Source organism: Corynebacterium sp. Marseille-P3884 (assembly GCF_017942225.1).
Taxonomy (GTDB): Bacteria; Actinomycetota; Actinomycetes; order Mycobacteriales; family Mycobacteriaceae; genus Corynebacterium.
On the sequence record NZ_JAGKSD010000002.1, the window covers coordinates 166,316 to 180,742 of the forward strand.

The following is a 14,427-nucleotide window of genomic DNA, read 5'->3' on the forward strand; positions in this document are numbered from 1 at the left end:
TTTCAATTCTGAATTATTGATAGCTGACAAACCACGGGCGCGGATTGACCGTGTTGTACGTCTGATCCGGCGTGAACATCGGTATGTCCTCATCGATGAAGTTCTTCCATGCCATGAAGAACTGCGGCTGCAGATCCTCGCGCATCACATTCCACGTATCGAATTTCTGCCCCGGCGAGCCATGTCCGTCTGCGTGCAGGATGAACGACAACTCCGGCGCAGACGTATTGATATTCTCACGGTCCGGCAGCATCGCCACCTGGAACTGGTGCACGATCAATGCCTTCTGAGGCAGGCCGTTCTCACGAGTGAGGTTCGCCAGCCATTCCGTGGCCTCATTGATCTCTGCAGCGGATGCGGAACCGACCTGCGCCGCCGGCTGCTGCCCCGGCTGGAGTTTCCACTCAGCGTCGAGCGCCAAGCCCACATTCGGGCGCTTGAGCAGCTCCTCGTAGCGAACTGCCTGCTCCTTGAAGGTCGTCAGACCCGGCTGCAGGTCGATGACTGCATAGCCGCCCGCCTCAGTAATCGCGTCGATATACGGGATCAGTTCTTCCGGATCCGATTCGTTGGTGAAGTTTCCGTCATCGCCCGGCGCCGAGGACGCGACAGTGGCAATGACCTCGAAGGCGGGGATGATCTTCTCGTCGGTGAGCTCCTGGTACTGGCGTGCCCATTCCTTCACCACGCCCACAGCTTCGGCCGGCGGCTTCTCGCCCATCTGGCCCAGCGCCGGACCGGACGGGTGACCATACGTGGCGATCATGCGGCGCCCCGGGAACACGAGTCCACCGCCGCCCGGCAACTCGCCGTTCTTGGCCAATTCGATCGTGCTCCGGAACCGCTCACTGCTGCCGAATTGGCGGCCGAGCGCGAGCGCCTTCTTGCCGTTGACCTGATCCATCGATTCTTTGGTCACGCGCGGATCCGCGTAGGACAGCACCGTGACCGGAAGCTTGTTTGCCGCTGTCGCCGCTGCAGCGAACGAGGTCAGCTCGGTGGCGAAGATCGGAACTTCACCCTCACCGCTCTTGTCGGCCTCACCTGCATGAGCGCGGGCATGGTCGACGATCGCCGTGATCTCGGCATCCTTGTCCGCCGTCACCGGCTGGGTGTCGGCGATAAGCTGAGTGTCTTCGCCATCTACTTCTTCGCCAGCCTTTTGCCCCACGTTGATCACGCGTGTGGCGCCGAGGCGCTCAATCTCCGCGTCGACCGCCGCGGTGGCCTCGGCGGAGCTGTAGCGGATGAGCATTGGCGCGCCGAGTTCGACAGCGATGGCTGCCGCCTTCAGCTGATTCTCCCGGTCAGGCTCTGCGACAACGACCGTGTCGGATTCGGGGAAGAATTTCTGGGACACCTCGGCTCCCGTACCATCCGGGTCGGCAATGACCGCGGACCCGTCCGACACCAAGGAAGCCGCGAAGCTGTCCTTCTCGGCGGTGGCAGAAGAGTCCTCCCCCTGTTTCCCGTCACCCCCGATGGCAGAACAGCCTGCAAGCAGCATCGTAGTGGCCGCCATTACTGCGGCGGTCGTGGTGAACCGGGAAGTCGAACGCATAACGAAAACCCTACTTCAGGGATTCCGCGATACGGGTTCCGACCCTTTCCGTGAAGCTTCTAGTTTCCGTAGCATCATTGCCAGTTTCATCCGCAGCATCCTTCCGGCCCGAGACATCCGCGGCGACGGCGTTTTCGATGCGGACGGCAGATGCTTCGTCGTCAAGCCAGCGAAGCATCATGGCCACGGAGAGAATCATCGCGGTCGGGTCAGCCAGGCCCTTGCCGGCGATATCCGGTGCGGAACCGTGGACCGGCTCGAACATCGACGGATTGGTCCGGGACGCATCGATATTGCCGGAGCACGCCAGACCCACGCCGCCGGCGACCGCGCCGGCAAGGTCGGTGAGAATGTCGCCGAAGAGGTTGTCGGTGACGATCACGTCGTAGCGCGATGGGTCAGTGACCATGTAGATCGTGGCGGCGTCGATGTGGTTGTAGTCGACTTCGACCTCCGGGTACTCCTTCGACACCTCGTCGACGGTGTTCTGCCACAGTGCGCCCGCGTTGGTGAGCACGTTCGTCTTGTGCACGAGCGTGAGCTTCTTGCGGCGCGCCATCGCGGTCTCGAAACCGTGGCGGACGAGGCGCTCGACGCCGTATCGGGTGTTCTGCGAGACCTCGCACGCGACCTCGGCCGGTGTGCACTGGCGCAGGGTTCCGCCGTTGCCGGCGTACAGGCCCTCGGTTCCCTCGCGGACGACAACGAAGTCGATCTCTCCCGGGTTCGCCAGCGGGCTTGTCGCCGTCGGGTACAGCTTCGACGGACGCAGGTTCACGTAATGGTCCAACTTGAAACGCAGCGGCAGCAGCAGACCGCGCTCCAACACACCAGCCGGGACGCGCTCCGGGTCGCCGATCGCGCCAAGCAAAATCGCGTCGTGCTCGCGCAAGCTGGCCAGGTCCTCATCAGTCAGCAGCTCGCCGTTGCGCAAGTACCGGCGCGCACCGAGGTCATACTCGGTAAGCTCCACGTCCCCGCGCACTGCGCGCAGAACCTTGAGCCCTTCTTCCATCACCTCGGGACCGATGCCGTCCCCTGCAATAACCGCAATTTTCAACGTCGAGCTTCCCTACTTTCCTTGCTTGTTATGCGCGAAACGTCGTATATGCCTAGTCGAGCACGAGCTGGAAGCAATCCGCCTCGAGGGAATTCGCGATAGCAGCCTCGAGCTCGGACGGAACCTCAGCTTCGACGCGGAGAATGAGGAATGCACCATCGCCCTTCGCGGACTGAGTCAAGGCTGCGGCCTCGATATTGATTCCTTCGTTGCCGAGCTGCGCGCCGACGTTGCCGAGAGCGCCCGGCTTGTCGGTATACGACAGGAACAGGTTGCGACCCTGCGCGCGCATGTCCACGCCACGGCCGTTGATGCGCACGATCTTCTCCACGCGCTCCAGTCCCGTCAGTGCACCTTCGACAGTGGCGGACTCACCATTCGCGGACACGACCTGCACCTCAAGAGCAGAGCGGTGGTCGCGGGACTCGTTAGCCACGCCAGTCTCAATATCGAGGCCGCGGGCCTCGGCGATCGCCGGTGCGTTGACGAAGGTGACCTGCTCCTCGACGATGCCGGAGAACAGACCGCGCACAGCGGACAGGCCCAGAGTCGACGGGTCCTCGGTGGACAGCTCGCCGCGGGCGGTGACGCGGAGGGCCACCGGTGCGTCGTCAAGCAGCTTGCCCGCCAGCAGGCCGAGCTTGCGCGCGAGCTCGAGCCACACGGCGACTTCCTCACCCACGGCACCGCCGACGACATTGACGGCGTCCGGAACGAATTCACCGGCCAGCGCCTTCAGGACAGAACCAGCGACATCCGTGCCCGCACGGTCCTGCGCCTCGCTTGTCGACGCCCCCAGGTGCGGCGTCACCACAACCTCTTCAAGGGCGAACAGCGGAGAATCCGTGCACGGCTCAGTGGAGTACACGTCGAAGCCGGCGCCGCGGATGGGACCGTTTGAGATGGCGTCGGCAAGCGCCTGCTCGTCGACAAGCCCGCCGCGTGCGGCGTTGATGATGATCTGGCCTTCCTTTGCCTTGGCCAGCAGCTCCGCGTTGAACATGCCCTGCGTCTCTTTGGTCTTCGGCAGGTGGATGGTGACGAAGTCTGCGCGGGAGACAAGCTCCTCCAGCTCCACGAGCTCGACGCCGAGCTGTGCCGCGCGCGACGGGTTCGCGTACGGATCGTAGGCGATGATCTCGGTCTCGAATGCGGCGAGACGCTGCGCGAACAGCTGGCCGATGTGGCCGAAGCCGACGATGCCGACCGTCTTGCCGTAGATCTCCACGCCCTTGAACGACGAACGCTTCCACTCGCCATCGCGCAGCGTCTTGTCTGCGGCCGGAATCTGGCGGGCCGTGGACAACAACAGAGCGATCGCGTGCTCGCATGCCGAGTGGATATTCGATGTCGGCGCGTTCACGACCATCACGCCGCGCTGCGTTGCCGTATCGACATCGACGTTGTCCAGACCCACGCCTGCACGTCCGACGATGCGCAGGTTCGGTGCAGCCTCGAGCACCTCACTGTCCACCGTGGTCGCCGAACGCACGAGCAGGGCCTGCGCCTCCGGCACCGCCGCGAGCAGCTCCTCGCGGTTCGGACCGTCAACCCAACGCACCTCCACGGAATCCCCCAGAGCGTCCACTGTGGACTGGGCGAGCTTGTCGGCAATGAGAACGACTGGCTTGGCTTCGGGGTTGGACACGGGTGCGGTCACGGTGCTCATCTCCTACTGCGTAGTGGCTGATATTGAGTATTGATTCATTAAACCTTAATCCGGCGATTGCGGGAGCGAGGAAATATTATTTAAATCTCCCGGCTGAATTTTCTCTTCCGCTTCCCGGATCCGCTGCGCGAGCTCCACGCTGGTGCCAAATGCCTTGCCCAACGCGACCAACGGCCGTTCCGCAAGCCCGGCAGTGAGCACGAGCGTCAAGTGGCTGTCCCGTGGATCCGGTTCATCCGTCATATAGACCGTCGCCCCGAAAGCTCGCGCCGTGGCAATCGCCGCCAACGAACTCTCCGGCCACGCGATCACCTGCGGTGCCATCGCCGCGTCTTGTCGGGAGCGCACGGGCACCACGCCGGGTTTCGCGTCTTCGGCGACATGCTGGGCCGGACCGTATCCGGCGCGGAGCCACATCGGCTCACCGTCAGCCAAACCCGCCACAGCTGCTGCGGCGTCCTCCGGGCGCTGGACCTCGCGCTCCGCGAATTGCAGAGCAGTCGCTTCCTCCAGCGCTTCCTGATCGCCCGGGTCCTTGATGACCGTCAGTTTCTCGGTGTACCCCAGCACCGGTACCTTCCCCACCGCGTAGACCGTGTGGGTGGACATGCGCTCAATCTCGCGGATCACATCCGAATGCTTCTCGCTCCGATAGATCAGCATCGGCGCATGCGCCACCACCGCCAGCGATGCTGCACGCAGCTGCGCAGCGGGAGTCTCGTCGGCGAGGATGAGCACCTCCGAGGACGGGAAGAACAACTCGCTGGTGGCGAAACCATCTGGATCATCCATCACCACCGGATGCGGTTCAAAGCGTTCCGAGACATGCCGCGACTGGTTCACGGTGCGGGCATCTTGCAGCATGCGGTCGACCTGCGGCTCATCTTCCCCGTCATCGCTGGCGCACCCGGCCAGCAGCAACGACGCGGATGCCACTACTGCGGCGAGCTGAATACCGCCGCGTTTGTTGGTTCCGGTCATTCAGTGCCGCTTTCTGCCCCATCCCCTGCGTCATCGATGATCACGGGTTTGTCCATCGCGTACTCGATGATCCCCACCAAGCGGTCGCGGCGATCCACGAAATAGGCCTGCCAGTTAGAGGTGAACAGGTAATCCGGTTCGAGTTCGTGGGTGGCAAGGACTGTGTCGAATTCCTCGTCCTCCATGATCGCCTTGGACTGCAAGCGGGAGAGATAGCGCTTCGGGTCCGCATCCTCCATGATCGCCTCAGTGCGCTTGCCTAACGGGGTCCGATTCAACACCGACTCTGCCAAGTCCGGATCGACACCCTTGCCGCGGCAGAAACCGTCCGGGAAAACCTGATGGAAGCCCGGCTGCAATTCCTCGACTGTCTCGGCGGTGAAAGTCTTGCCGGTGCGCCAATCACGGGCACCACGCGCCATCAACAGGGAGAACAAGCCGCGGTATACACCGGAGTCCGCGCGGGCGCTGATCAAGCGGGACTCATTGAAGAAAGCATCTTCGACCGTCTTCGGAACCGTATCGGTCTCCCCCTTTGCCCACGGGGTGACCTGATCGACATCCGAGCCGGCGCGGATCGACGGAGCATGAGCGCCGTAGAGTTCCCCGAAAACGCCATTCCAGTACCACTGGTTGATGCGGTCCCACGTGGTCTGCTGCTCAAGGCACCCTTCCTCCCAGGACAGGCGAGCCAAGATCACTGCCAGCGGCACCAGCTGGTGGGAGTACGGCACCTGGTCGACAGTGAAAATGCACCGATCCGACAAGAATTCGGCGGCACGCTCGAAAGCCGCAAGCAAATCGCGCGACGCCCAGAGGTAGTCGTGCAGGCTCAGGTTCAAAATATCGCCGCGGTGGCCACGTGCCGGCCCCGTCGTACTGGTGACCAGAAGCGAGACGCCGCGCAGGAAGCGCACACGGTCGATCTCGTTGAGCGCAGGATGTTCGCGCAACACCGCCTCAGTCTTCTCCCAGTGGGCGGCGAGCGAGAATTCCGGGTCTTCGAGCGCGAACACCGCAGTGAGCAGCTCGAAAACATCCATGGACACGCCGGACGAATTCGCCTGCGCGAAGATCTGGCCCACACCGATCTGGGAGGTGCCGCGATCGAGGCGCGTCATGGGCAGGTCGTAAGCGGCGAGCGGACGCAGGATGCGCCGGTGGAATTCCTTCACATCTTCGCGGATTGCCGGGTCGTCGGTGCTCGCAGCCATATCGAAGAGCAGGTCGTTGCCCTCCTCCCACAACAGCGAGGAGACCGGCACGATGAAATTATCGAGCATGGTCTGGCGGCCGGTCACGCCTCCGTCGATAAGCGGGCCGAAATGCGAGCGCACGATACCGTCATCGTCGACTGCGAACACAGCCTCCGTCGGCATCGGGTCTGCAGCGACCGCCGCGCGCACGTCGACGAAGAAGCGGCGGAAAATGCGTCGCCCACGAAAGTCGAGAACTTCAATCCGCCCGTCGCCCTGCATAGACAGGTACAACGAGGACAGTCGCTGCTGCCCATCAAGAAGCAGCAGCCCTGGCTGCTCCCCGGTCTCCGGCGCACCCTGCAAGGGACGGGGACGAAAACGCATGGGCTCGTTGCGCGTGTCCAGCGCCAAGAGCGTTCCCACCGGGTAGCCGCGCAGCACCGACGCCAATAGCGTGCGCGTGCGGTCCACATCCCATAGGTAGGTGTGCTGGAAATCCGGCGTTTGCAGTTCGCCCCGCTCAGCGCGCGCGAACAGATCGGTCAAGGAGTAGCTCGGCGTGGTAAACCCCATGACCCCAACTTTAGATCACTCGCGGTCACCGTGAGGGGCGCAATAAACCTCGTGCTCAAAGTGCCCGGGCCCTTCAATTTGAATGGTCGCGTGCTCAATGCCGAGCTCCCGCAACCGCCCCTGCGCACGATCCAGCAACTGTCCGTGATCCGCCCGCGTAATCAGGTGCACCGTGCACAGCACGTCACGCCCGCCAGCCGACCACAGGTGCAGGTCATGAATCGCATCCACACCATCCAACGCGACCAGCGCGTTCCCCACGTTGACGGGATCGATCCCCGCCGGGACGCGTTCAAGCAGCACGCTTATCGACGCCTTCAGCAACCCCCACGCCCTCGGCAGCACCAACCCAGCGATGATGAGCGAGGCCACAACGTCCGCACCGGTGAATCCTGTCACCGCGATGACCACACCGGCGGCGATCACAGCGACTGACCCGAGCAAGTCGACCATTACGTGAAGGAATGCCCCCTCGATATTCACCGAGTGCTCTCTTTGGGACTGCAGCACCAGCGCCGACACCACATTCGCGATCAGGCCGACCACCGCCACGATGATCATCGCCCGCGTCTGGACCTCCTCCGGGCTCCCGATCCGCTGCACCGCCTCCACAACGATCCACACCGAGATCGCCGCCACCATCACAGCGTTGAAAGCCGCGGCAAGAACCTCCGCACGCCGGTACCCGAATGTCGCGTATCGCGACACCGGTTTCCGCCCCACAGCCACCGCGACCAACGCGATGATCAGCCCTGTCGCATCCGACAACATATGCATCGCATCGGCCATGAGCGCCATCGACCCGGACAGCCAGCCACCGATCAACTCCGCGAAGAACACCACACCGGTAATCGCCAACGCCGTCCCCAGCGCCCATAGCGGGGCGTCGCTGGCGTTATGGTCGTGGCTGTGGCTGTGTCCATGGTCGTGCCCGTGCCCGTGGCCGTGACTGTGTTCCGTCATGGTTACCACTGTATGACAGTTTGACGCTTAATGAAAAGGGAATGAAAACGCGCTGATCGCGCGATCTTTCGCCTCACCTGCACAGACCATGGTGTGCACCACTTCAAACATGACCTGGATCGACATGAACGTGACACAGAACACGTCGACGGCTCCGAAATGCTGTTACTGTGGGGCGCTGACTGTTCAAGCACGGTCTGTTAGATAACAACCTTATTAGAAAGGTGGTCACATTATGACCAGCAAGAACCCGAACGACCCGACCAACAAGCTGCCGAAGGAAGCCGCTGACCGTCTCGCACACGGCGAGCGCGTCACCGACAAGCTGAACGACACCCGCATCGGCGACAAGATCGACGAGACCCGCATCGGCGACAAGCTGAACGAGACTCGCGTCAGCGAGGAGCGCATTAAGCCGGCTGACAACACCGCTACCCGCGAGGTCCGCACCAACTCCCGTCCGACAACCACCGGCGGCTCCACCGCTGTCGAGGAGAGCGAAGGCGGCAGCGGCTGGTGGAAGTGGCTGCTCGGCCTGCTGGCCCTGGTGCTTCTCGGCCTGCTGATCTGGTCCCTGGTCAAGGGCGGCGGCGACGACGAGTCCACCGGGGGCTCCACCGAGGTCACCGGCACCACCACCGTCGACGTGACCACCACCGCTGGCGATGCTGCTGGCGACGCAACCGGCGCTGCTGGCGATGCAGCTAGCGACGCTACCGGCGCTGTCGGCGACGCAGTTGAGGGCGCTGGCGACGCTGCCGGCAACGCTGCTGACGCTGCTGGCGATGCAGCTGGCGACGCAACCGGTGCTGTCGGCGATGCAGTCGGCAACGCCACCAACTAAAAACGGTTAGCCGGTTCTCCGGCAACCACCCCGCGCTTCCCGCTCTAGGGACGCGGGGTTCATTCATTTCTGCCCCCCCAGATCGCCCCATCACACATCCCACTGGTGAATCTGTTTACATCGCGCTTATGCGCTCCGCACCATGAGACTAGGTAGACAGCTTTCAGCGAAATTTGTGCTGGTGGAAAATGTAAACAGATTCACCAGCGTTGCCTGTGATTTAGCGGGCGGTGTCGTTCAGAGGATTCTGAACCCAGCTCATCATTTCGCGCAGCTGAGCACCGGTCTTCTCGATCGGGTGCTGAGCAACCTTGTCGCGCAGACCCTCGAGCTCCTTGTTGCCGCCGTCGACATTCGCGATCAGTCGATTGGTGAACTCACCGGACTGAATATCCTTGAGGACCTCACGCATGCGATCCTTGGCACCCTCGTCGACAACGCGGGGACCGGACAGGTAGCCACCGAACTCCGCGGTGTCAGAGACGGAGTAGTTCATGTTGGCCAGGCCGCCCTCGTAAATGAGGTCGACGATGAGCTTCATCTCGTGGAGGCACTCGAAGTAGGCCATCTCAGGCTCGTAGCCGGCCTCGGTCAGGACATCGAAGCCATTCTTGATCAGTTCCTCCAGGCCACCGCAGAGAACAGCCTGCTCACCGAAGAGGTCGGTGACGGTCTCAGCTTCGAAGGTCGTCGGGATGACGCCGGCGCGTGCGCCACCGATGGCGGCGGCATACGACAGAGCCAGCGCCTGGCCGTTGCCAGTCGGATCCTGCTCGACGGCGATCAGGCACGGAACACCCTTGCCGTCGGTGAAGGTGCGGCGAACCAAGTGGCCCGGGCCCTTCGGGGCGACCATGGCGACGGTGATGTTGTCGGCCGGGTCAATGAGCTTGAAGTGGATATTCAGGCCGTGGCCAAAGAAGAGGGCATCGCCGTCGTTCAGGTTCGGCTCGATGTCATTCGAGAAGATCTCGGCCTGAGAGGTGTCCGGGGCGAGCAGCATGATCACATCGGCCCACTTTGCAGCCTCAGCGTTGGTCTTGACCTCGAAGCCGGCCTCGCGTGCCTTGTCGGCAGACTTGGAGCCGTCGCGCAGGCCGATGACCACCTCGACGCCGGACTCGCGCAGGTTCTGCGCGTGCGCATGCCCCTGGGAACCGTAACCGATAACTGCGACCTTGCGTCCCTGGATGATGGACAGATCAGCGTCGTCGTCGTAGAAGACTTCAATTGCCATGAGCGAAGCACTCACCTTTCTGTTGATTGCTGTGCGCCGGAGCGCTGTGCACATTCTGAGTTTTATAGAACGTGTCCCGCATATTGGGCGACAAGTTTCACTATACGGGACACGGACGAGTTTGTGTGGGATCTCGGCCCGTTTTTAGGAGGCCCCGGGCTAAAGGGCCGCTACTTGGAAGATGCCATCGTCTTCGGTCCACGATTCAGAGCGACACGACCAGACTGGACCAGCTCGCGCACCCCGAATGGCTCGAGCACATCGAGGAACGCGCGAAGCTTGCTCGTCGTGCCAGTCGCTTCAATCACCACAGACTCTGGAGCGACGTCGACAATACGGGCCCGGAAGATGTTGGCGGCATCGACGACCTGCGGACGGTTGCTGTTATTAGCGTTGACCTTGACCAGCATCAAGGAGCGGGCGATGGTGTTCTCCTCCTCGAGGCGCACGACCTTGATCACTTGGACCAGCTTGTTCAACTGCTTGGTCAACTGCTCGACGGCGTGCTCGGAGGCGTCGACGACGACCGTCAGACGGTTAATGCCCTCGGTCTCGGTCTTCGCGGATGTGAGCGAGACCAGGTTGAAACCGCGACGGGTGAACATCGCAGTCACGCGGGTGATGATGCCGTCAACGTCCTGCACCAGAACGGACACGACGCTACGGGTGACATCGTCATAGATGGGATTGTTGTTCATCATTATTTTTCCTCCGCTTCGGTCGGAGCATCGGCAAAACTCTCGGTCACGGTCTCGTGGATGTCGGCGGGGGATTCGCCGGCGGACATGTCTTCGTCGAAAAGCGGGCGCAAATCGCGCGCGTACTGGATTTCCGAATTGGAACTGCCGGCGGAGATCATGGGCCACACCTGGGCATCCTCGCCGACGACGAAGTCGATGAGGACCGGGCGGTCGTTGATCTCGCGGGCGCGCTTGATGGCGGGCAGAACCTCTTCCTCGGTGGTGACGCGGATGGCTTCAGCACCGAGCGCGCTGGCCAAGCCGAGGAAGTCCGGGATGTAGGTCTCGTCCTGGTGCAGCTTGGTGTGCGAGTAGTGGCCGTCGTAGAACAGGGTCTGCCATTGGCGGACCATGCCCAGGTTGCCGTTGTTGATCAGGGCGACCTTGAACGGGAAGCCTTCAACAGCCGCGGTGGTGATTTCCTGGTTGGTCATCTGGAAGCAACCGTCACCGTCGATGGCCCAGACTTCCTTGTCGGGGCAGGCGGCTTTCGCGCCGAGTGCGGCCGGGATGGAATAGCCCATCGTTCCCAATCCACCAGAATTGAGCCAGGTGCGCGGGTGCTCGAAGTCGAGGAACTGTGCGGACCACATCTGGTGCTGGCCGACACCGGCAACGTAGATGGCCTCTGGGCCGACTTCCTTGGACAGGGTCTCGATGACGAACTGCGGCGACAGCGTTCCGTCGGCATGCTTCTCGTAGCCGCGCGGGAAGCGCTCCTTCATATCGCCCAGGTAGTCCTTCCACTCCCCGATCTTAGGTGCGGAGACCTTCTTGCCCTTCTTGAACGGCTCGGCGAGCTGACTCAGGACTTCCTTGGCGTCGCCGACGATCGGGACGTCCACGGGTCGGATCTTGCCGATCTCAGCGGGGTCGACATCGGCGTGGATCACCTTGGCGTCGGGGGCGAAGTGCTCGGGGTCGCCGGTGACGCGATCGTCGAAACGCGCACCGATGGTGATCAACAGGTCCGCCTTCTGCAGGGCTGCCACGGCGGGGACCGTGCCGTGCATGCCGGGCATGCCCATGTTCAGCGGGTGATTCGTCGGAAATGCACCGAGCGCCATGAGCGTAGTCACGACAGGAACACCGGTGAGCTCCGCGAACTTGAGCAGTTCTTTGGAAGCGTTTGCCTTGATGATGCCGCCGCCGGCATAGATCACCGGGCGCTTTGCCTTGGCGATCATCTTCGCGGCCGAAGAGATCTGGCGGCCGTGCGGAGTCGTCGTCGGCTTGTAACCGGGCAGGTCGATGACTGGCGGCCACGCGAAGTCGATCTCGGCGTTCTGGACATCCTTCGGGAAGTCGACCAGGACGGGTCCTGGCCTACCGGTGCTGGCGAGATGGAAGGCCTCGGCGAGCGCCTGCGGGATCTCCTCCACGTCGGTCACCATGATGCTGTGCTTCGTGATCGGCATGGTGATGCCGCGGATATCGGCCTCCTGGAACGCATCGGTTCCCAGCAGTGGGGTTCCCACCTGACCAGTAATGGCCACGATCGGCACCGAGTCGAGGTACGCATCGGCTAGTGCGGTAACGAGGTTGGTCGCCCCGGGGCCTGAGGTAGCCACGCACACGCCGACTTTTCCGGACGCCAACGCGTAGCCTTCAGCGGCGTGTCCGCCACCCTGCTCATGGCGTACCAAAACGTGGCGCAGCTGTTTCGCGGCAAACAGGGCGTCGTAAAGCGGAAGGACCGCTCCCCCTGGAATGCCGAAAACGATCTCGGTGCCCAGCTCTTCGAGGCTGCGGACGATGGCTTCCGCGCCTGTCATCCGCTCTACCTGTTTCTTCTGTGACGCTGCCACTTTTCCGAACTCCTTTGATGAGTTGTCAGCACTCTGGTGATCTACGAAAAACGCCCCCGCTCTAAATCCTTAGGCGGGGGCGCTTGTCGTTCGACGTCTACGTATGCAAGTACGTCGCGCGAGGGACAAGCGCCGCGCGAATCACTGCTACTAGGTCGATGAAGATCATGACTTGAGGATACACATTTCCCAGGGATCTATAGGGAAAATGAGGATAATCTGGAACTGCTATGCCTTTCTCACTTATTCTCGAAAACATATGGCGGTGGTTGGCCGACACCGGAATCAACCTCGCCCTCCTCATTATCGTCGCGATGCTCGTGCCGCGTGCGGGCCGTCTCGCCAACCGTTATGTCGAGCGCCAGATAGCGGACTCGAAGGACTCGGACGAAGGCAAGTCTTCGCTGGCCATCGCTGGTGTGGTCATTTATATCGTCCAGTTGCTGGCGTTCTTTTTGATCCTCGTTTTCTTCCTCCAGCAGATCGGCTTCTCGCTCGCCGGCGCGGCCATTCCGGCCACGGTTGTTTCCGCCGCAGTCGGTTTCGGCGCGCAGTCCATCATTTCGGATTTCTTCGCGGGCTTTTTTATTCTCACGGAGAAGCAATACGGCGTTGGCGACCTTGTCACGTTCCAAATCAACGGCACGGAAATCACGGGCGACGTCATTCAGATCACGATGCGCGCCACGCAGATCCGCACGCTCGAGCAGAACACGGTGACCATCCCGAATTCGACGGCGCAGGTGTGCATCAACAATTCCAATATCTGGTCTCGGGCACTGGTCGTCGTGCCTGTCCCACTTGCTCGTTCGCGCGATGTCGATGAAGTGATCGCGCGAGCCGAACGCGCCGCGCGAAAGGCGTTGGCAAACCCGGAGATCGCACCGCTGATTCGCGGCGAGTTGATGTCGCAGCCGGGCATCCAAATCAATCCGCCAAACACGGTCGGTATGCCGTGGACGCTGGATGTTCGCTTCATGGTGCGGTGCGCGCCTGGCGACCAGTTCCCCGTTGAGCGTGCACTGCGCGTCCATATTCTCGAGGAATTCTTCGACGAATACGGTTCGCAGACAGCGACGCAACCGCTTGACGACGATGCCACGGAGGCCTTCCCCGCCGTTTCCGCCAGCCGCTACAAGTCCGGTTGGGCCGAGGACTATTCCGAAGCAGCTCAAGCCGGCGCCGGGAGCACCGCTGTGACGTCTGCTGTCAATGACGAGCCGGCCACAGACATCCCCGAGCTGAGTTCCGGTGTGGGCACGAACCCGGACCCTGAACTGAGCGACCACGAGGAAGTCCCAGCGGAAGAAGATCCCGCCGCGAATCCCACCAAGCAGCAAACGCATCATGCACTCGGCACGTTCGGTGGCCGTGTGAGGGCATCGACGGGCCTGCTCATCGCACTGCTCCTCGGCCTGCTCCTCCTTCGCGGCATGATGTTGGAGGGAGAGACCAGCGAAGCTCGCTCCGGCATTCTCGCGCCGCCGCGCCCGACTACCTCGTCGGCTGAGGCAACCACGCCCCCTCCCAGCGATTCTTCGGATGAGCCGACCCAGACAGATGCGCCACACGAAGAAACCACCGGCACTGAACAACCGGGAAACGGGGACTCCACTGAGCCCGCACCTGCCCCGGCTGCATCTTCCGGAGCGCAGGAATCAGTGCAGCCGCGTTCGCAGGAGCAACCGACTGAAAGCGCCGAGCCCTCCGAGCCGGCCAGCGAACCAGTGGAGCAAAGCGCCCCCGCTTCTACCCCGGGGGAGAACGCGAGTCCAGACCCCCGATAGCATGA

10 protein-coding genes and 1 pseudogene are annotated in these 14,427 nt (G+C 62.4%); 2 read left to right on the top strand and 9 right to left on the bottom strand.

Going from position 1 to position 14,427, the window contains the following annotated elements; genetic code table 11:
- Positions 1-13: 13 nt before the first annotated feature.
- The 6 genes from J5Y21_RS01840 to J5Y21_RS01865 are packed head-to-tail and all read right to left on the bottom strand — an operon-like array spanning position 14 to position 8,006.
- Positions 14-1,561 carry a cell wall-binding repeat-containing protein gene (locus J5Y21_RS01840; RefSeq protein ID WP_210572176.1) on the bottom strand — a complete coding sequence of 516 codons (1,548 nt, stop codon included), beginning with the start codon at positions 1,559-1,561 and terminating at the stop codon, positions 14-16.
- Between the two features lie 10 nt (positions 1,562-1,571).
- Positions 1,572-2,621 carry a 3-isopropylmalate dehydrogenase gene (locus J5Y21_RS01845; protein ID WP_210572184.1) on the bottom strand — a complete coding sequence of 350 codons (1,050 nt, stop codon included), beginning with the start codon at positions 2,619-2,621 and terminating at the stop codon, positions 1,572-1,574.
- Positions 2,622-2,673: 52 nt separating this feature from the next.
- A complete protein-coding gene (gene serA, locus J5Y21_RS01850) occupies positions 2,674-4,290 on the bottom strand; it encodes a phosphoglycerate dehydrogenase (protein WP_210572187.1) in 1,617 nt (538 codons plus the stop codon).
- A gap of 45 nt (positions 4,291-4,335) precedes the next feature.
- Complete coding sequence (locus tag J5Y21_RS01855; protein ID WP_210572188.1) at positions 4,336-5,271, bottom strand: hypothetical protein; 936 nt, start codon at positions 5,269-5,271, stop codon at positions 4,336-4,338.
- Positions 5,268-7,043, bottom strand: a complete 1,776-nt coding sequence (locus J5Y21_RS01860) for a DUF262 domain-containing protein (RefSeq protein WP_210572189.1) — start codon at positions 7,041-7,043, stop codon at positions 5,268-5,270. The genes J5Y21_RS01855 and J5Y21_RS01860 overlap by 4 nt, the downstream gene beginning before the upstream one ends.
- 15 nt (positions 7,044-7,058) lie before the next feature.
- Positions 7,059-8,006 (bottom strand): cation diffusion facilitator family transporter, encoded by a 948-nt coding sequence (locus tag J5Y21_RS01865; RefSeq protein WP_210572190.1) that lies wholly within the window; start codon positions 8,004-8,006, stop codon positions 7,059-7,061.
- Between the two features lie 235 nt (positions 8,007-8,241).
- Here J5Y21_RS01865 and J5Y21_RS01870 point away from each other — a divergent pair, with 235 nt between their 5' ends.
- On the top strand, positions 8,242-8,850 hold the full coding sequence (locus tag J5Y21_RS01870) for a hypothetical protein (protein WP_210572191.1): 609 nt from the start codon (positions 8,242-8,244) through the stop codon (positions 8,848-8,850).
- Positions 8,851-9,070: 220 nt separating this feature from the next.
- On the opposite strand, the gene ilvC is transcribed toward J5Y21_RS01870, so the two are convergent.
- From ilvC to J5Y21_RS01885, 3 genes and pseudogenes are all read right to left on the bottom strand, one after another.
- Positions 9,071-10,087 (bottom strand): ketol-acid reductoisomerase, encoded by a 1,017-nt coding sequence (ilvC, locus tag J5Y21_RS01875; protein ID WP_210572192.1) that lies wholly within the window; start codon positions 10,085-10,087, stop codon positions 9,071-9,073.
- A 170-nt stretch (positions 10,088-10,257) separates the two neighbouring features.
- The gene (gene ilvN / locus J5Y21_RS01880; protein ID WP_210572302.1) at positions 10,258-10,785 is read right to left on the bottom strand and encodes an acetolactate synthase small subunit; all 528 of its coding nucleotides are present in this window, start codon (positions 10,783-10,785) and stop codon (positions 10,258-10,260) included.
- A gap of 2 nt (positions 10,786-10,787) precedes the next feature.
- Positions 10,788-12,650: pseudogene (locus J5Y21_RS01885) on the bottom strand (acetolactate synthase large subunit); the annotation flags it as partial.
- A 215-nt stretch (positions 12,651-12,865) separates the two neighbouring features.
- Between J5Y21_RS01885 and J5Y21_RS01890 the strand changes: the two are divergent.
- On the top strand, positions 12,866-14,422 hold the full coding sequence (locus tag J5Y21_RS01890) for a mechanosensitive ion channel family protein (protein ID WP_210572195.1): 1,557 nt from the start codon (positions 12,866-12,868) through the stop codon (positions 14,420-14,422).
- The last annotated feature ends 5 nt before the right edge of the window (positions 14,423-14,427 follow it).